The sequence below is a fragment of the Vibrio sp. Sgm 5 genome, assembly GCF_026241575.1.
In the GTDB taxonomy this organism is placed as follows: Bacteria; Pseudomonadota; Gammaproteobacteria; order Enterobacterales; family Vibrionaceae; genus Vibrio; species Vibrio jasicida.
The window spans coordinates 23853-43081 of the sequence record NZ_JAPHPY010000022.1 but is presented as its reverse complement, the minus strand read 5'-3'; the positions used below and the strand labels follow the sequence as shown (position 1 = coordinate 43081).

18 protein-coding genes are annotated in these 19229 nt (G+C 46.0%); 5 read left to right on the top strand and 13 right to left on the bottom strand.

The window, feature by feature from the left end; genetic code table 11:
• Positions 1–79 precede the first annotated feature (79 nt).
• The 13 genes from OQJ86_RS13670 to OQJ86_RS13610 all read right to left on the bottom strand — a co-directional run bounded on the left by OQJ86_RS13670 (position 80) and on the right by OQJ86_RS13610 (position 11671).
• Positions 80–961, bottom strand: a complete 882-nt coding sequence (locus OQJ86_RS13670) for a ParB/RepB/Spo0J family partition protein (protein ID WP_038875194.1) — start codon at positions 959–961, stop codon at positions 80–82.
• Between the two features lie 23 nt (positions 962–984).
• On the bottom strand, positions 985–1758 hold the full coding sequence (locus OQJ86_RS13665; RefSeq protein WP_038870193.1) for a ParA family protein: 774 nt from the start codon (positions 1756–1758) through the stop codon (positions 985–987).
• 10 nt (positions 1759–1768) lie between these two features.
• Positions 1769–2404 carry a 16S rRNA (guanine(527)-N(7))-methyltransferase RsmG gene (gene rsmG / locus OQJ86_RS13660; protein WP_038875192.1) on the bottom strand — a complete coding sequence of 212 codons (636 nt, stop codon included), beginning with the start codon at positions 2402–2404 and terminating at the stop codon, positions 1769–1771.
• Positions 2405–4300 carry a tRNA uridine-5-carboxymethylaminomethyl(34) synthesis enzyme MnmG gene (gene mnmG, locus OQJ86_RS13655; protein ID WP_104037485.1) on the bottom strand — a complete coding sequence of 632 codons (1896 nt, stop codon included), beginning with the start codon at positions 4298–4300 and terminating at the stop codon, positions 2405–2407. It abuts the gene before it with no gap.
• A gap of 469 nt (positions 4301–4769) precedes the next feature.
• Entirely contained in the window at positions 4770–5210 is a 441-nt protein-coding gene (mioC, locus tag OQJ86_RS13650; protein ID WP_265988099.1) for an FMN-binding protein MioC, read from the bottom strand.
• A 99-nt stretch (positions 5211–5309) separates the two neighbouring features.
• Positions 5310–6671, bottom strand: a complete 1362-nt coding sequence (mnmE, locus tag OQJ86_RS13645) for a tRNA uridine-5-carboxymethylaminomethyl(34) synthesis GTPase MnmE (protein WP_039977918.1) — start codon at positions 6669–6671, stop codon at positions 5310–5312.
• A gap of 132 nt (positions 6672–6803) precedes the next feature.
• Positions 6804–8426, bottom strand: a complete 1623-nt coding sequence (gene yidC, locus OQJ86_RS13640; RefSeq protein WP_039977916.1) for a membrane protein insertase YidC — start codon at positions 8424–8426, stop codon at positions 6804–6806.
• 2 nt (positions 8427–8428) lie between these two features.
• Positions 8429–8686 carry a membrane protein insertion efficiency factor YidD gene (gene yidD, locus OQJ86_RS13635; RefSeq protein WP_005451046.1) on the bottom strand — a complete coding sequence of 86 codons (258 nt, stop codon included), beginning with the start codon at positions 8684–8686 and terminating at the stop codon, positions 8429–8431.
• Positions 8653–8976 carry a ribonuclease P protein component gene (rnpA, locus tag OQJ86_RS13630; protein ID WP_009699098.1) on the bottom strand — a complete coding sequence of 108 codons (324 nt, stop codon included), beginning with the start codon at positions 8974–8976 and terminating at the stop codon, positions 8653–8655. Before rnpA ends, yidD begins: the two co-directional genes overlap by 34 nt.
• 46 nt (positions 8977–9022) lie before the next feature.
• The gene (rpmH, locus tag OQJ86_RS13625) at positions 9023–9157 is read right to left on the bottom strand and encodes a 50S ribosomal protein L34 (RefSeq protein ID WP_005378825.1); all 135 of its coding nucleotides are present in this window, start codon (positions 9155–9157) and stop codon (positions 9023–9025) included.
• A 241-nt stretch (positions 9158–9398) separates the two neighbouring features.
• Complete coding sequence (locus OQJ86_RS13620) at positions 9399–10136, bottom strand: amino acid ABC transporter ATP-binding protein (RefSeq protein WP_045401032.1); 738 nt, start codon at positions 10134–10136, stop codon at positions 9399–9401.
• The gene (locus tag OQJ86_RS13615; protein WP_038870202.1) at positions 10133–10804 is read right to left on the bottom strand and encodes an amino acid ABC transporter permease; all 672 of its coding nucleotides are present in this window, start codon (positions 10802–10804) and stop codon (positions 10133–10135) included. Before OQJ86_RS13615 ends, OQJ86_RS13620 begins: the two co-directional genes overlap by 4 nt.
• A 105-nt stretch (positions 10805–10909) precedes the next feature.
• Positions 10910–11671, bottom strand: coding sequence for an amino acid ABC transporter substrate-binding protein (locus tag OQJ86_RS13610; RefSeq protein ID WP_038875186.1), 762 nt, complete (start codon positions 11669–11671; stop codon positions 10910–10912).
• A 430-nt stretch (positions 11672–12101) separates the two neighbouring features.
• Here OQJ86_RS13610 and dnaA point away from each other — a divergent pair, with 430 nt between their 5' ends.
• The 5 genes from dnaA to OQJ86_RS13585 all read left to right on the top strand — a co-directional run bounded on the left by dnaA (position 12102) and on the right by OQJ86_RS13585 (position 19099).
• A complete protein-coding gene (dnaA, locus tag OQJ86_RS13605) occupies positions 12102–13508 on the top strand; it encodes a chromosomal replication initiator protein DnaA (RefSeq protein ID WP_038870205.1) in 1407 nt (468 codons plus the stop codon).
• A gap of 63 nt (positions 13509–13571) precedes the next feature.
• On the top strand, positions 13572–14672 hold the full coding sequence (dnaN, locus tag OQJ86_RS13600; protein ID WP_038870207.1) for a DNA polymerase III subunit beta: 1101 nt from the start codon (positions 13572–13574) through the stop codon (positions 14670–14672).
• Between the two features lie 9 nt (positions 14673–14681).
• On the top strand, positions 14682–15761 hold the full coding sequence (gene recF / locus OQJ86_RS13595) for a DNA replication/repair protein RecF (RefSeq protein WP_265988097.1): 1080 nt from the start codon (positions 14682–14684) through the stop codon (positions 15759–15761).
• A 13-nt stretch (positions 15762–15774) separates the two neighbouring features.
• A complete protein-coding gene (gyrB, locus tag OQJ86_RS13590) occupies positions 15775–18192 on the top strand; it encodes a DNA topoisomerase (ATP-hydrolyzing) subunit B (protein ID WP_038875180.1) in 2418 nt (805 codons plus the stop codon).
• A gap of 469 nt (positions 18193–18661) precedes the next feature.
• A complete protein-coding gene (locus OQJ86_RS13585) occupies positions 18662–19099 on the top strand; it encodes an Hsp20 family protein (RefSeq protein WP_005440850.1) in 438 nt (145 codons plus the stop codon).
• Positions 19100–19229 lie beyond the last annotated feature (130 nt).

Sequence of the window (19229 nt, the reverse complement as noted above, 5' to 3'; positions counted from 1 at the left end):
TACAGTTTTGTTTACAATCCGACAACTTTCACACAAAATTCGATTAAATTGATTAATTGACCTAAATCAATTATCTCATCTAGGCCTCTAGCTTGGCAATCAGTTGATCCAATTTGTGAGGCTCATCAAGACTTATCGTCACTTTCGCTTTGCCGTTTGCAGAACGGACCAAAGAAACCTTAGCATCAAGCAGTTGACTCAATTTATGCGACATTTGCTCCGCTTCGGTATCTTCTTGTTGCGCTTTTTGCTCATTTTGTGGCGCTAAGCACTTTTTTACTAACTGTTCGGTTTGGCGAACTGTCATTTGCTTCTTAGCGACTTGCAGGGCTACTTCAATTTGTTGTTCGCCTTCTAAAGCCAACAATGCTCGAGCATGACCCATTTCTAATTTTTTATTGGCGACCAGACCTTTTACGTCAATTTCTAATTGATTCAGACGTAATAAGTTACTGACGGTCGTTCTTGATTTGCCAATTACATCGGCCACTTGCTGATGAGTCAGCGTGAATTCATCTTGCAAACGCTCAAGCGCTTGCGCTTCTTCAATCACATTCAAGTCTTCACGTTGAATGTTCTCAATCAGCGCCATTGCGATGGCTGCTCGGTCTTCAACCTTTTTCACCAAGCAAGGAACACGTTTCAACCCTGCTTGCTTAGCAGCGCGCCAACGGCGCTCACCAGCGATAATTTCAAACTGACCGCCTGCGACTTGACGTACAACGATAGGTTGAATGATGCCTTGTGATTGAATCGAAGCCGCTAGCTCTTCTAGGGCTTCTGGCGCCATATCTTTACGCGGTTGGTAAACACCCGGTTGCAATTGACCGATCGCTAAATCCGTCAGTTCACCATCTGCCGACAATGCTTGGCTGTGCGATGCAATATGCTGTTTTTCACGAGCCAGCGAACTGGTCGACAACAGCGCATCCAGCCCTTTTCCTAGACCACGCTTAGACATGGGATGAATTCCTTAGGTTAGAGTTAAACTGGGATTTCTTCGCGGCGGAGCATTTCGCCCGCTAGAGCAAGATACGCTTTGGCGCCTGCGGAGTACTTGTCATAGTACATTGCCGGTTTACCGTGGCTCGGCGCTTCGGCCAAACGCACATTACGTGGGATCACGGTACGGTAAACTTTACTACCAAAGTGTTTTTTAAGTTGATCGGATACTTCATTAGACAGGCGGTTACGTGGATCGTACATCGTACGCAGTAAACCTTCGATTTTGAGGTTTTCATTGACCACGGCCGCTAACTTGCTGATTGTATCCATAAGAGCAGTTAAACCTTCTAACGCAAAGTATTCACATTGCATCGGCACCAGCACAGAGTCGGCTGCGGCCATGGCATTGATTGTAAGAAGGTTTAGAGAAGGAGGACAATCAATAAAGATGAAATCATAGTTATCGCGAACTGGCGCAAGTGCGTTTTTTAAACGAACTTCGCGAGCGAACACTTCCATCAATTTGATTTCCGCAGCGGTAACGTCTCCGTTCGCAGCGATAAGATCGTATTTACCAGTGGTTTCAGTGCAAACCACTTGTTCAAACGGGGTATCTTCAACCAGAAGATCATACGCCGTGGCGTCAACCATGTATTTGTCGACACCACTGGCCATAGTAGCATTACCTTGAGGGTCGAGATCGATCACCAAAACCTTGCGCTTTGTTGCCGCCATCGAAGCTGCTAAGTTAATGCACGTTGTTGTTTTGCCGACCCCACCTTTCTGGTTGGCGATTGCTACTATTTTACCCACGATTACCTCGCTAATTTTCCTTGCGCGATAAGATTACTAGATGACGATCACCTTCCAACTCAGGAACAGCTAAAGATATGATCTCTGTCACACTACACCATTCAGGAAGCTGATCCATTTCATCTTTAGGGTGCTGTCCTTTCAGTGCTAGGAACACCCCGTTATCTTGTTTAGGCAGATGGTGACACCATTCCACCATGTCCGTCATTGAAGCAAAAGCTCGACTCAGAACGCCATCAAATTTTTCTTCTGGTTGGAATTCTTCGACACGACTTTGAATAGGCGTCACATTTTTCAGACCTAGCGTATGAACCACTTGTTTAATAAAACGAATGCGTTTGCCTAGACTATCTAGCAAGAAGAACGTTTTATCAGGACTCATTATGGCCAGAGGAATACCTGGTAAACCAGGGCCAGTACCCACATCGATAAAACGCTCGCCTTGTAAGTGAGCGCTAACCACTATGCTATCAAGAATATGTTTCACTAACATCTCAAGTGGATCACGAACCGATGTGAGGTTATACGCTTTGTTCCACTTGTCGAGCAGTTCGACATAGCCGACCAACTGCTCGCGTTGTTTTTCAGATACCTCTAAATCGGTTTTTTCGATTAGGGCATCCAGTTTTGTGCGTAGTGCGCTCATTTACTCGTCCTCGCCTTTTTTCAGCAAGCCGTGTTTTTTCAAGTGAACCAGCAAAATAGAAATTGCCGCAGGGGTAATACCTGAAATTCGAGAGGCAATCCCGATACTTTCCGGTTTTGCTTCCGTCAACTTAGCTACAACTTCATTAGAAAGACCTTTCACGTCTTTGTAATTCAGATCAGTTGGTAACTTGGTATGCTCATGACGCAATGATTTTTCAATCTCTTCTTGCTGGCGCTTAATGTAACCATCGTATTTCACTTGAATTTCAACTTGCTCTGATGCTTGTTGATCGTCGAGTGCTGGTGCGAACGCATCAAGTTGCGTCAGTTGTGAATACGAGATCTCAGGACGACGAAGAAGATCTTCACCGCTAGCTTCACGTGCCATTGGCGTTTTCAATAGCTTGTTTAGCTCATCGATACCTGCAGAATTCGGATTCATCCACGTCGATTTCAGACGTTGACGCTCGGTTTCCATGTTGTCGATTTTTTCATTGAAACGTGCCCAACGAACATCATTAATCAAACCAAGTTCTCGCGCTTTTTCCGTCAAACGTAAGTCGGCGTTATCTTCACGCAGCAACAGACGGTATTCAGCACGAGACGTAAACATGCGGTATGGTTCTTTGGTACCCATGGTCGACAAATCGTCAATCAGCACGCCCATGTAAGCTTGATCACGGCGTGGGCTCCAACCTTCTTTGTCTTGACTATGCAGACTAGCGTTCAGGCCAGCCATTAAACCTTGCGCTGCAGCTTCTTCGTAACCAGTCGTACCGTTGATTTGCCCAGCAAAGAATAGACCACTGATGAATTTGGTTTCGTACGTTTGCTTCAAATCACGAGGGTCGAAGAAATCGTACTCAATCGCATAGCCTGGACGAACGATATGTGCGTTTTCAAAACCTTTCATTGAACGAACAATTTGCACTTGTACGTCAAATGGCAGGCTGGTGGATATACCGTTCGGATATAACTCGTGCGTTGTTAGACCTTCTGGCTCGATGAAAATCTGATGGCTGTTTTTATCTGCAAAGCGCATCACCTTGTCTTCGATAGACGGGCAGTAACGTGGACCGATACCTTCGATCACACCCGCATACATTGGGCTACGATCGAGGTTATTACGGATCACCTCATGAGTTTGCTCATTGGTGTGCGTAATAAAACATGGGATTTGACGTGGATGTTGATCACGATTACCCATGAAAGAAAATACAGGCGTTGGATTATCACCATGTTGTGCTTCAAGCACTGAGAAATCAACACTGCGTGCATCAATACGTGGTGGTGTGCCTGTTTTTAGACGATCCACACGGAACGGTAGTTCGCGTAGTCGATCCGCTAATGCGATCGACGGTGGATCCCCAGCACGGCCACCAGATGAGCTTTCCATACCAATGTGGATCTTTCCGCCAAGGAAAGTACCAACGGTGAGTACCACCGCTTTAGCTCGGAATTTAAGGCCCATTTGCGTAACCACACCAACTGCTCGATCTTGCTCGACAATTAGATCATCAACCGATTGCTGGAACAACGTAAGGTTTGGGGCGTTTTCTAATGCATCGCGAACATACGCTTTGTACAGCGCTCTGTCCGCTTGTGCACGTGTTGCACGTACTGCCGGACCTTTAGAGGCGTTCAGTGTTCGAAATTGAATACCTGCATGGTCGATAGCTTCTGCCATCAAACCGCCCATAGCATCCACTTCTTTTACTAAGTGACCTTTACCGATACCACCGATAGCTGGGTTACAAGACATTTGGCCTAATGTATCGATGTTATGGGTAAGGAGAAGCGTTTTTTGTCCTGTGCGTGCAGATGCGAGCGCGGCTTCCGTTCCTGCGTGTCCGCCACCGACAACAATGACGTCAAAGTTTTCGTGATAAAGCATGAACTGACCTCAGGTATTCAAAGGATTTAATGGACAGATAAAAAAGAGCGGTATTTTACCTTTTTTCTCTGTGAGAGAGAATCGTTTTCTCGCTTTTCAAATTTTAGTCTCCAAGACTATATATATAAGATCTATATATATGATCTTTTATTGGATCTATTATTAGGATCGACCATTTCTGTGGATAAGTAGAAAATGATCAACAAGATCATGGATCTTCTTTGGATCAAAAGTTGTGATCATGATTTGATCTGTTCGAGGATTACCTGAGATCAAAATCGCTACTTATGCACAGGGGTAAAAATGGATCAAAGTTATTATTTGGATAACTAAAGGAAAGTCACCGGATCTTAGTATACTTATCCACAGATGGTTTGGGTGTTTTTTGAGCGGTTGAACAAAATTTTTTGAGAGAAGTTATTCACAATGGGGAGAAACAGAGCCGCAATGCGACTCTGTGATAGAGGAATTAAGCAGAAAAGCGAGCCAGATTTTCCTTCAACCACACTTCTGCGGCGTCTTCAGGTACGTCGTAGCTAAGTACATCAATCTTCAAGCTGTCTGTGATTGGTGTTGCGCCAATGTCTTCTAATAGGTCGAAAGCATGTTGGCCAGCAGCACAGAACGTATCGTAACTTGAGTCACCAATCGCTATCACAGCAAACTTTACGTCTGCCATCTTAGGCGGTGTGTTTTGTAATGCAGCAATAAAAGGCTGAATGTTATCTGGATATTCACCCGCGCCGTGAGTTGAAGTTATCACCAACCAAGTGCCTTGATTCTCGATAGCAGACAACTCTGGCTGGTTGTGGATCGTTGTTTCGAAGCCGTTTGCGTTGAGGAGATCACTTAAGTGATCTCCTACGTATTCTGCGCCACCTAAAGTACTGCCTGTAATAATGTGGATCATGTGTCTTCCTTATTGAGTCATACCAACGCCCGTAGGTATCTGAGCATCAGTACAAAAAGAAACGCGGTGGTAAGCTCAAGCCTAACACCGCGCATTTTATTATTTGCCGATACAGAATGAAGAGAAAATTCGGCCGAGTAAGTCATCAGAGCTAAACTCACCAGTAATTTCATTGAGGTGCTGCTGAGTAATGCGTAGCTCTTCTGCGAGGATTTCCCCTGCCATGTACCCTTCTAGCTGCTCTTGGCCGATTTGAAGGTGTTGAGCTGCGCGTTCTAGTGCATCTAGGTGTCGACGGCGCGCCATAAAACCACCTTCAGTGTTACCAGAAAAGCCCATGCACTCTTTTAAGTGGGTGCGCAAAGCATCCACACCTGAGCCCGTCTTCGCTGAGAGGCGGATTAAGGTTGGATCATTGACGTGGCAGATCCCCATGCTTTCACCGGTTTGATCCGCTTTATTACGGATCACTGTCATGCCCATATTGTTCGGCAAGCGATCGACAAAATCAGGCCAGATGTCTTTAGGATCGGTGGCGTCGGTTGTTGTACCGTCCACCATGAAAAGCACACGGTCAGCTTGTGCTATTTCGTCCCAAGCGCGTTCGATACCGATTTTCTCTACTTCATCTGAAGCGTCACGCAGACCAGCAGTATCGATGATGTGCAGTGGCATTCCATCAATATGGATGTGCTCTCGTAGTACGTCACGAGTAGTGCCTGCGATATCGGTTACGATGGCGGACTCTTTACCTGACAGTGCATTCAATAGGCTTGATTTACCCGCATTAGGACGACCTGCAATGACAACTTTCATGCCCTCGCGCATGATCGCACCTTGGTTAGCTTCTTTACGCACGGCATCAAGGTTGTCGATGATGGCTTGCAAATCTCCAGACACTTTACCATCTGCAAGAAAGTCGATTTCTTCTTCAGGAAAGTCGATAGCTGCTTCTACGTAGATACGCAGATGAATAAGAGATTCCACCAGCGTTTGAATACGCTGTGAGAATTGACCTTGTAGCGACTGAAGTGCCGATTTTGCGGCTTCTTCAGAGCTAGCATCAATCAGGTCAGCGATTGCCTCTGCTTGGGTTAAATCCATCTTATCGTTTAAGAACGCGCGCTCAGAGAACTCACCAGGACGTGCGGCACGAACGCCCTCAATACCCAAGATGCGCTTGATTAGCATGTCCATTACCACGGGGCCACCGTGACCCTGCAGCTCTAACACATCTTCGCCTGTGAACGAGTGTGGGTTAGGGAAGTAAAGGGCAATGCCTTGGTCTAGCACGGTGCCATCTTCCGCTTGAAATGGCAGGTATTCTGCGTAGCGAGGCTTTAGGGTTTTACCGGTTACCTCTAGTGCTACTTGGTTGGCCTTAGGGCCAGAAACACGAATAATGCCGACACCGCCACGACCCGGTGCGGTTGCTTGAGCGACAATCGTATCTGTAGTCATAATCTTGCCTTTTGAGCTGGGCTATAGGATTTGAAGTCCTAGGGAGCCATAACCATTAATTAGCTGAATTGTAATCAGCCAAAAACAAAAAGGCGACCTTTTGGCCGCCTTTCTTATTCTTTTACTAAAAGGTTACTTGGTGTGTAAGCCTTTTTTCTCCAGCGCTTTGTAAATCAAAGTTTGTTGGATTAGCGTAACGATGTTCGACACCAACCAGTATAGAACTAGGCCTGATGGGAAGAACAAGAAGAAGAAGGTGAACATAACCGGCATAAAGGTCATGATCTTCTGCTGCATTGGATCCGTTACTGTCGTTGGGCTCATTTTCTGGATTAGGAACATTGATGCACCCATCAGAAGTGGCAGGATGTAGTACGGGTCCTGCGCTGAAAGGTCATGAATCCAACCGAAGAATGGTGAGTGACGTAGCTCAACCGATTCCATTAGTGCCCAGTATAGCGCGATGAAGATTGGCATCTGTAGAATAAGAGGTAAACAGCCACCCAGTGGGTTTACTTTCTCTTTCTTATACAGTTCCATCATCTCTTGGCTCATACGCTGACGGTCATCACCGATACGTTCACGCATTGCTTGCAGTTTAGGCTGTAGCATGCGCATTTTCGCCATAGATGTGTATTGCGCTTTCGTTAGTGGGTACATTGCACCACGAACGATGAAGGTCAAACAGATGATTGCCACACCCCAGTTACCCACGAAGCTTTGGATGAAAGCAAGCAGTGAGTGAAGTGGTTTAGCGATGAACCATAACCAACCGTAGTCAACAACTAGGTCTAGGTTTGGTGCTACTGCTGCCATTTCATTTTGTAGTTTAGGGCCAACCCATAGCGTCGCTTCGAACTGAGCTTGGTCACCTGTTGCGATAGTTTTGTTCGGCATACGAACACCGATATCGCCAAGGTTACCAATTACGCGAGTGTATAGGTTTGTACCTGGTTCGTTACGTGGGATCCACGCTGCAGCGAAGTAGTGTTGGATCATTGCTGCCCAACCTTGGCCGTCTGCCAGGTTGATAGACAGGTTACGATCCTGCATATCTTCGAAGCTGTATTTCTTGTAACGAACATCTTCAGTTGAGTAAGCACCGCCACGGTAAGTTGGCATCGTGATGCTACCGCCTGCGTCCATTAGGTTTTGACGCAAGTGAGCGTACATACCAAAGGTTGCATTGTTACCTGAGTTGTTCACGACATCGTATTCTACGTTTAGCGCGTAGCTGCCACGTGTGAATACGTAAGTCTTAGTGTATTCGATACCGTTCGCAGTGAAAGTCATTGGAACACGTAGTTCGTCTTGACCGTCAGCCATAGTAAAGCTGTCTGCGCTCACGTTGTAGTGAGGACGGTTAGTGCTGCTTAGGTCAATACCTTGAGGACCCACTAGACCGCTTTGTGCGATGAACTGGTGGCCTTTAGTATCTTTAAGCAGAACGAAAGGATCTGATGAATCAAGTTCAGCAGCGTATTTGTTTAGGTCGGCATGTACCACATCGCCACCAACGGTGTCGATCGACAGAGTTAAAACATCAGTCGTTACTGTGATAGTTTTTGCAGAAGCTTGCTGTTGACCAGGAACTGGGTCTAGATCGTCAGCAAAAGATGGTGCAGGTAGAGTACTGCTTGATTGAGCCTGTTCAACCGCTTGAGGTGCTGGGTTCTTTGCTACTTGCCATTGTTGAAATAGCAAGAAAGAAACCAGTGCCAGAGCGATGAGCAGGATATTACGTTGAGAATCCATCGTTAGTTATCTCTGTCTTGTTTTTGGACTGGTGGAACGGGGTCATACCCCCCTTCATTCAAAGGGTGGCATTTTAATAGACGTTTGCCTGATAACCAACATCCTTTTACAAAACCGTGAGCTCTCAAAGCTTCTAGTGCGTAAGTAGAACAAGTTGGTGTGAACCGGCAACGAGGACCAATCAAAGGGCTGATAAACCAGCGATACAGATTAACGAGCCCAATGGCTATCCACGTGAAGGGCGAGACAGGCGATGCCATAGCTTATCAAACAACTTAAATAGTTCCTCATTGCTTAAATCTTGCGCGCTTTTCTTGGCAATCACAACAAAATCTTTATTTGGAAGTTGATGTTGATTGTTACGAAAGCTTTCACGAGCCAAACGCTTAAAGCGGTTTCGACCGACAGCAGTTTTGATTTGCTTTTTCGGAACAGCTAAACCTAATCGTGGGTGAGAAAGTTTGTTATTGCGAGCAATGATGGTGAAATGAGGCGAGCCAGCTCGATGAGCTTGCTGGAAGACGTTTTGATAATGCTCGGGAGTTAACAAGCGTAACTCCCGATTAAACGCGTACGTGTTCAAAATAAACTAGCGATTATTTTGATAGGCGCGCACGGCCTTTTGCACGACGTGCGTTGATAACTTTACGACCGTTCTTAGTTGCCATGCGAGCACGGAAGCCGTGAGTACGCTTGCGCTTTAGAACTGTAGGTTGAAAAGTGCGTTTCATGATAATTACCTTTACTGATCAGTAGTTTTAGGTTCTTGTTAAACCCGGCGTGGGCAATATGCTTTCTTTATAAAGAAACTCTTTATATAGAGAGAAGCAACCGACGCCTCTCAACAAAGAGGCGGAATTGTAATCACACTCACATAATGTGTCAATGACTCATGAGTACGAAATTCCGGCCGAGCGATTATACGTAGTGTGAGTAAAATCTCAAGGATCGATTGATCTTGATGCTTGATCTTTACTCTATCCCCACTTGGTTAAGGAATTTTTGCAGTCGAGGATCTTGTGGATTATCGAAGATATCTTGTGGAGAACCTTGCTCGACAATGTTGCCTTCGGCCATAAAGATCACTCGGTCAGCGACTTCTTTCGCAAATTGCATTTCATGTGTGACCACCAACATGGTCTGATGTTGGTTAGCTAACTTCTTCATTAATGAGAGAACTTCTCCAACCCATTCAGGATCCAACGCAGAAGTTGGCTCATCAAACAGCAGCAGTTCAGGTTGAAGTGCCATCGCTCGACCGATGCCCACACGTTGTTGTTGGCCACCAGACAATGCCGCTGGATAACTTTCGCCTTTATCACCAAGACCGATGTCATCCAGAATCTCTTGAGCACGCTGAAGTGCGTCGTCTTTCTTCCAACCGCGTACCGTGATCAAGCCCTCTGCGATGTTCTGACGTGCATTCATATGGGCAAACAAGGCATAGTTTTGGAAAACAAACCCAGTGCGGCGTCGCAGGGCTAATACTTCGGCTTTGGTATGCTTTTGTGTGTCGACGGAAATGTCATCAATGGTGATGCGACCTTCATCCGCTTGCTCAAGAAAGTTCACCGTGCGCAGTAGTGTCGATTTACCCGTACCGCTGGACCCTATAATGACGATGATCTCACCTTGTTGGATATCGAGATCAATGCCTTTTAACACTTCAGTGTCACCAAAGCGTTTGTGGATGTTTTCTAATTTGATCATCGTACGTACGCCTTATTCAATTTCGCTTCTGCCCAAATTTGTACTCGCGTCAGAATTACAACCACCCCCCAGTAAATTAGGGCGACAGCAAGAAACGCTTCAAAGAAGCGGAAACTCGATGACGCTTCCATTTGTGCTTTGGCCATGATTTCTGCCACACCAAGAGTGAAGGCGAGGGAAGTCGACTTAATCATATCGATGAAATAGTTCATCAAAGATGGCAATGCAACTCGGGTTGCTTGCGGAAGAATCACACGGCGCATGGCCTGTGGGGTTGTCATTCCAACCGATAAGCTCGCTTCCATTTGGCTACGATCAATGCCGATGATTGCGGCTCGGATGCTTTCCGCCATATACGCGGCAAAATGCAGTGTTAAACCAATCACTGCCGCTGAGAAGGCATCAAGACCGACCATGATCGGGAAGATTTGTGGTAAGCCGTAGTAAAGTAAAAACAGTTGAACTAAAAGTGGTGTCCCACGGAAGAAGCTGATGTAAAGTTGGCTCAATTGATCGAGAACTGGCAGCTTAAATACGCGAATATTAGCTAAAATGATGGCTAAAATCAGTGAAAAGACCAATCCCCATGTGGCCATTTCCATGGTTGTGCCAAGATACTTGAGCAGTATTGGCAGCAGTTCCAACATGTAATTAAAATCAAATCCCATACGACTTACCTTGAGAAAAGAAAAGGTGGAATACGAAGTTCCACCTTGTCATTGAGTTAAAAAAGGACGCGAGATAAAGCTCTGCGTCCTAAAAGAAGAAAAGTTTTACTTAGTGATGTCGGCACCAAACCATTTCACTGAAATCTTCTCTACTGTTCCGTCGGCGCGCATTTCTGCAAGTGCTTTATTCACTTCCGCCTGTAGCTTACGACCTTTTTCGTTATCAACGAATGGCCAAGCGTTTTCAATGGTTTCAAATGGTTCACCCGCCAGTTGCAGCGGTAGACCTGTTTTCTTAATCAGTTCTAGTGCAGACAAACGGTCCATGATGAAGGCATCAGCACGGCCCAGCGCTACATCATGTTCAATACCCGTATCGTAAGTCTTGATGTTAATCTTGCCGTCTTTGTCGTAACTGCGAAGCAACTGTTCAAAGTTAGAGCCTAGGTTAACTGCAACCGTTTTGCCTGCTAGGTCTTCCACGCCTTGGATGCTGTCATTGCCTTTACGTACCGTGATTTGAGCGCCATCTACCACGTATGGATCAGCAAATAGGTATTTCGCTTTACGTGCGTCTGTCATGGTGATTTGGTTTGAGATGGTATCAATACGACCTGTTTCTAACAGGCCAAACAAACCAGAAAAGTTCGCTGTGACGTATTCGATCTTGTAGTCGTTACGTTTACCGATTTCATCCCACATATCCACTTCGAAACCTTGCAGCTTATCTTGCTTCACAAAGGTGAATGGGAAGTAGCGGCCAGACATGCCTACTTTTACTTCAGTAGCGGCAGTGTCGACAGCTGCTTGAACAGTCGCAGCAGACAAAGCGATGGCTGCAACTGCAACCTTAATCCAGTTTTTCATAATACATCTCCATACTTTTATGGTTGGAAATACTACTGTCAGTTAGCTCAATTAAATAAATAACCAAGTGCAATAACCTAGTCCTGAGAGTAATAAGATCGTATTTGGTATAGAGAGTAGGCAAAAATTAGCAATAAATGATGAAAAAACGATCGAAAAGAGCAGGAGTGGCGATCAAAAAACAACGGTGACGGAAAATTCATACACAGAGTTATCACCAATTACTGGATCTGACGGATTTTGCCCAAATGTGGATCGTTGTGTGGGCAATCTTGGGGCAAGATGTGTTGATCTCTCTATGTTCAGCTAAATAATTGTGAATAACTTAGATCTTATTCACTGGATCGTCGATCAATTGCTGGCGATCTTGGTTATCAACAGGTAAAATTGCCAGTCTTTTCCGATAATTCAAATACTCAGTGGGGGCACCGTGTCATCTTCGCTTTGGTTGCAATGTTTGCAGCAGCTTCAAGAAGAGCTACCAGCTACAGAATTCAGCATGTGGGTTCGTCCGTTACAAGCGGAGCTCAATGACAATACTCTCACTCTGTTCGCCCCAAACCGCTTTGTTTTGGACTGGGTTCGTGACAAGTACCTGAACAGCATCAACCGTTTACTGCAAGAATACTGCGGTAACGACGTCCCTAGCTTGCGCTTTGAAGTGGGCAGCCGCCCAGTTGCAGCGCCTAAGCCGGTACCGACACGTACGCCGGCCGATGTGGCTGCTGAGTCTTCAGCGCCTGCACAATTACAAGCTCGCAAACCTGTACATAAAACGTGGGATGACGACGCTCAAGCGATCGCGAACATCAACCACCGCTCAAACGTGAACCCGAAACACAAGTTCAACAACTTCGTTGAAGGTAAGTCGAACCAACTTGGTTTAGCGGCAGCACGTCAGGTTTCAGATAACCCAGGCGCAGCCTACAACCCACTTTTCCTATATGGTGGTACGGGTTTAGGTAAAACGCACTTGCTTCACGCTGTAGGCAACGCAATTGTGGATAACAATCCAAACGCAAAAGTGGTGTACATGCACTCTGAGCGTTTTGTGCAAGATATGGTAAAGGCACTGCAAAACAACGCGATTGAAGAATTCAAACGTTACTACCGCAGTGTTGATGCACTTCTTATCGATGACATCCAATTCTTTGCTAATAAAGAGCGTTCACAGGAAGAATTTTTCCATACCTTCAACGCGTTATTGGAAGGCAACCAACAGATCATTCTAACGTCTGACCGTTATCCAAAAGAGATCAGCGGTGTAGAAGATCGTCTGAAATCTCGCTTTGGTTGGGGTCTGACTGTTGCGATCGAGCCACCAGAACTTGAAACGCGCGTGGCGATCTTGATGAAGAAAGCGGAAGACCATCAAATCCACCTAGCGGATGAAGTGGCCTTCTTTATTGCTAAGCGTCTACGCTCAAATGTTCGTGAGCTCGAAGGTGCACTGAACCGCGTTATCGCAAACGCAAACTTTACGGGTCGTCCAATTACGATTGATTTCGTTCGTGAAGCGCTACGTGACTTGTTGGCACTGCAAGAAAAGCTCGTGACCATCGACAACATTCAAAAGACGGTGGCGGAATACTACAAAATTAAAGTGGCGGACCTGCTGTCTAAACGTCGCTCTCGCTCGGTTGCTCGTCCTCGCCAGTTGGCAATGGCATTAGCAAAAGAGCTGACCAACCACAGCTTGCCGGAAATCGGCGATGCATTTGGTGGTCGTGACCACACCACGGTACTGCATGCTTGTCGCAAGATTGAGCAGCTGCGTGAAGAGAGCCACGATATTAAAGAAGATTACTCTAACTTGATTCGCACCCTGTCTTCTTAATCGGTTAGAATGACAGTATTCCAAGCAAATCATTAATTGAGCTGACAGCGTAAAGAGCCAAGCATGAAATTTACTATTGAACGTAGTCATTTAATCAAACCGCTACAACAGGTTTCAGGCGCATTAGGCGGCCGACCGACCCTACCAATTCTGGGTAACCTACTGCTTAAAGTAGAAGATAATGTGTTATCGATGACCGCGACCGACTTGGAAGTGGAATTGGTGAGCAAAGTGACTCTAGAAGGGGATTTTGAAGCGGGTAGCATTACCGTTCCTTCTCGTAAGTTTCTCGATATCTGCCGCGGTCTTCCAGATGACTCTATCATCACCTTCGTGCTGGAAGGCGATCGTGTACAAGTCCGTTCTGGTCGCAGCCGTTTCTCACTGGCCACACTTCCAGCGAACGATTTTCCGAACATCGAAGATTGGCAGAGTGAAGTTGAAGTGTCACTGACTCAGTCTGATCTACGTACACTGATCGAAAAAACACAGTTCTCAATGGCGAACCAAGACGTTCGTTATTACCTAAACGGCATGCTGTTTGAAATCGACGGTACGACGCTACGCAGTGTAGCGACTGATGGTCACCGTATGGCAGTATCTCAAACACAACTGGGTGCAGATTTTGCGCAAAAGCAAATCATCGTGCCACGTAAAGGCGTACAAGAGCTGGTTAAGCTAATGGATGCGCCAGAGCAACCTGTTGTACTACAAATCGGTAGTTCAAATGTGCGTGCAGAAGTGAACAACTTCATTTTTACTTCTAAGCTCGTTGATGGCCGTTTCCCAGATTATCGCCGCGTAATGCCGCAAAGTACCAACAAAACATTAGAAGCAAGCTGTGATGAATTACGCCAAGCGTTTTCTCGCGCTGCCATTCTTTCTAATGAAAAATTCCGTGGTGTTCGCGTGAACCTTGCTGGTAGCGAAATGCGCATTACGGCGAACAACCCAGAGCAAGAAGAAGCAGAAGAGATGCTGGACGTAACCTTTGAAGGTGACGCGATCGAAATCGGCTTCAACGTAAGCTACGTGCTGGATGTGCTTAATACATTGCGCTGTGAAAAAGTGCGTGTGTCGATGTCGGATGCCAACGCCAGTGCGTTGATTGAAAACGCAGACGACGACAGTGCCATGTATGTGGTAATGCCAATTCGTCTATAAGCCATCTGAATGCCACTTTCTCGCCTTATCATTCAGCAATTTCGAAACATTAAAGCCTGTGATATTCATTTATCGACAGGCTTTAACTTTCTTATTGGACCGAACGGCAGCGGTAAAACCAGTGTCTTAGAAGCGATTTATTTGCTCGGACACGGACGCTCTTTTAAGAGCTCGTTGACCGGACGAATCATCCAAAATGAGTGTGATGAACTGTTTGTTCATGGTCGTTTTTTGAACTCGGATCAATTTGAGCTACCTATCGGCATTAATAAGCAGCGTGATGGTTCAACAGAGGTTAAAATAGGCGGTCAATCTGGGCAAAAACTGGCGCAGCTTGCACAAGTTCTGCCGTTGCAGTTGATACATCCAGAAGGGTTTGATCTCCTTACGGATGGACCTAAACATCGCCGTGCATTCATCGATTGGGGTGTGTTTCATACGGAACCCGCTTTTTATGATGCATGGGGGCGATTTAAACGTCTCAACAAGCAACGTAATGCACTGTTAAAAACCGCTAACAGTTATCGAGAGCTCAGTTATTGGGATCAAGAGATGGCTAGGTTGGCTGAAAATATCAGCCAATGGCGTGCGCATTACATCGAACAGATGAAAACCGTAGCGGAAACCATCTGCCAGACATTTTTGCCAGAATTTGAGATCCAATTAAAGTATTATTGTGGATGGGATAAAGACACACCCTATCATGAGATACTAGAAAAGAATTTCGAGCGTGATCAGTCATTGGGGTACACCTTTAGTGGCCCGAATAAGGCTGATTTGCGAATTAAAGTGAATGGAACACCAGTAGAAGATGTTCTTTCACGCGGTCAGTTAAAACTCATGGTGTGTGCATTGCGTTTAGCGCAGGGACAACATCTTACCGAGATGACCGGAAAACAATGTATTTACCTAATTGACGACTTTGCGTCGGAATTAGACAGCCAACGTCGCAAGCGTCTTGCTGACTGCTTAAAAGAGACGGGCGCACAAGTATTTGTAAGCTCTATCACTGATAGCCAAATCGCCGATATGTTGGACGATACGGGCAAATTGTTTCATGTGGAACATGGCAGGATAGAGTCAAACTAGAAGAGAGAAACTCATGTCTGAAAATTACGATTCATCGAGTATTAAGGTACTAAAGGGTCTGGATGCGGTTCGTAAGCGTCCAGGTATGTACATTGGCGACACGGACGATGGCACCGGTCTTCACCACATGGTCTTTGAGGTGGTGGATAACTCAATTGATGAAGCGTTGGCAGGTCACTGTAAAGACATCGTTGTGACAATTCATGAGGACAACTCGGTTTCAGTTACGGATGATGGTCGTGGCATTCCAACAGAATTGCACCCAGAAGAAAAAGTATCAGCAGCAGAAGTTATCATGACGGTACTTCACGCTGGTGGTAAGTTCGACGATAACTCATACAAAGTATCGGGCGGTCTTCACGGCGTAGGTGTTTCAGTAGTAAACGCACTGTCTGAAAAAGTAGTACTGACTATCCATCGTGGCGGTCATATCCATACGCAAACTTACCACCATGGTGAACCTCAAGCGCCACTAGCGGTTGTGGGCGATACAGACCAAACGGGTACACAAATCCGTTTTTGGCCAAGTGCTGAAACCTTCACAAATATCGAATTCCATTACGATATCCTAGCAAAGCGTCTACGTGAGCTTTCTTTCCTAAACTCTGGTGTTTCTATCAAGTTGGTTGATGAGCGTGAAGCAGACAAGAGTGACCACTTCATGTTTGAAGGTGGTATTCAAGCGTTCGTTGATCACCTAAACACCAACAAAACACCAATCATCGAGAAAATCTTCCACTTCGATTTTGAACGTGAAGATGGCATTGCAGTAGAAGTGGCAATGCAATGGAACGATGGCTTCCAAGAGAACATCTACTGTTTCACTAACAACATCCCACAACGCGATGGTGGTACTCACCTTGCAGGTTTCCGTGCGGCGTTAACGCGTACGCTGAATACCTTTATGGATAAAGAAGGTTTCTCTAAGAAAGCGAAAACAGCAACGTCGGGTGATGATGCACGTGAAGGTCTAACTGCAGTTGTTTCGGTTAAAGTGCCAGATCCTAAGTTCTCTAGCCAAACTAAAGACAAACTGGTTTCTTCTGAAGTGAAGTCAGCAGTTGAATCCGCAATGGGTGAGAAACTGTCTGAGTTCCTGATTGAGAACCCGACAGAAGCGAAGATGGTTTGTTCGAAAATCATCGATGCAGCTCGTGCTCGTGAAGCTGCGCGTAAAGCTCGTGAAATGACTCGTCGTAAAGGCGCACTAGACCTAGCTGGTCTACCAGGCAAACTTGCAGACTGTCAGGAAAAAGATCCAGCACTCTCTGAACTATACATAGTGGAGGGTGATTCGGCAGGCGGCTCCGCAAAACAAGGCCGTAACCGTAAGAACCAAGCAATCCTACCGCTAAAAGGTAAGATTCTTAACGTAGAAAAAGCACGTTTCGACAAGATGCTATCTTCTCAAGAAGTAGCAACGCTGATCACTGCACTAGGCTGTGGTATCGGTCGTGACGAGTACAACCCGGACAAACTGCGTTACCACAACATCATCATCATGACCGATGCTGACGTCGATGGTTCGCACATCCGTACGCTACTGTTGACCTTCTTCTACCGTCAAATGCCAGAGCTTATCGAGCGTGGCTACGTGTATATCGCTCAGCCACCACTTTACAAAGTGAAAAAAGGCAAGCAAGAGCAGTACATCAAAGACGAAGACGCGATGAACCAATACCAAGTGGCTTTGGCACTTGATAACGCATCGCTACACGTAAACGCAGAAGCGCCAGCATTGGCAGGCGAAGCGCTAGAGAAGCTAGTTCAGCAATACAACGCAGGTATCAAGCTGGCGGATCGCATGAGCCGTCGTTACCCAAGCGCGCTAGTTCATGAGCTAATCTACACGCCGCGCCTAACGGCAGAGCAATGCCACGACGCTGCAGCAGTAGAAGCGTGGACAAAACAGCTAGTTGAACAGCTAAACGCGAAAGAAGTGGGCGCAAGCCAATACAGCTTCGAAGTTGAGCAACACGAAGAGCTAGGTCTAAACCTACCTAAGATTATCGTACGTACTCACGGTGTGACGCATGACTACGCACTAAGCATCGATCTATTGAACTCGAAAGAGTACAACAAGCTAGCTGAGCTTTCGGAAGCACTAGATGGCTTGATTGAGGAAGGCGCTTACATCAAACGTGGCGAGCGTACTCAGCCTGTAACAAGCTTTGCATCTGCACTTGAGTGGCTAATCAAAGAGTCGCGTCGTGGTCTAAGCCTACAGCGCTACAAAGGTCTAGGTGAGATGAACCCAGATCAGCTTTGGGAAACCACAATGGACCCTGAGACACGTCGCATGATGCAAGTAACAATTGAAGATGCGGTAGGCGCAGACCAATTGTTCACAACGCTAATGGGTGACCAAGTTGAGCCGCGTCGTAACTTCATCGAAGAGAACGCACTTAAAGTAGCAAACCTAGACGTGTAGTCGGACAGACTCAGTCAACTCATACTAAAAACGCCATCTCGCAAGAGGTGGCGTTTTTTTATGGGGGTAGAAACGAGATAAAAGAGTCGAGATACGAGAATGGCTGTGCCCTATGAATATGGGAACGCTTCGAGAGGGAGGAATGACCGAGTCGGGGATCTAAAAATATTTTCACCGGAGCCCTTGAAAGCCCATTTTTCGACCTTATATCTAGTTATGAAGAGGGATGGCTAACTTGCTCAACAAGAGAAGAACAGCGCCTCTGGAATCGCTAAACGAGATCGCTCAGGAGAGGATACTCAGTATTAGCACACAACTTGACCCTAGATTCGACATCATGTCCCCGCACCTAAAGAGTAGGTCAGAGGAATGAATCATCGGATCCCTTAGCTCGGCGTTTTCTTGCATAAATGCGCCACGTGGATGACCTTCATCTGGGCTAAGACTATTGCTTAAAAGAGGATAGATTATGCGTAATGTAGATTTCTCACCACTATACCGTAATGCAATTGGCTTCGACCGTCTGTTCAACCTGATGGAAGCAAGCTCTGCGAAGAACACTTCTGGCGGTTACCCTCCATACAACATCGAGCAAAAAGACGAGCACAACTACCGTATTACTATGGCAGTTGCTGGTTTTGCTGAAGATCAGCTCGATTTGACTCAAAACGAAAACATGTTGATCGTGAAGGGCGAGCGTAAAGCCGAAGAAGGTAAAAACTACGTTTACCAAGGCATTGCAGAGCGCGACTTTGAACGTAAATTCCAACTTGCGGATTACGTAAAAGTTGTCGGTGCGTCAATGGAAAACGGTCTGCTTCATGTGGATTTAGTTCGTGAAATTCCAGAAGCAATGCAACCACGTAAGATTGCTATTGGTGGCAATAACCTGATTGAAAACAGCTAATCAGCTAAAGATATTTCAGCTAACCACACGGTTATAGAATGAGAAAGAGCGCCTTCCATTATGGAAAAGGGCGCTCTTTTTAGTTTGGGTTTTTAAAAGTCGCTATTTCAAAGAGAAGCGGCTGAGTTCA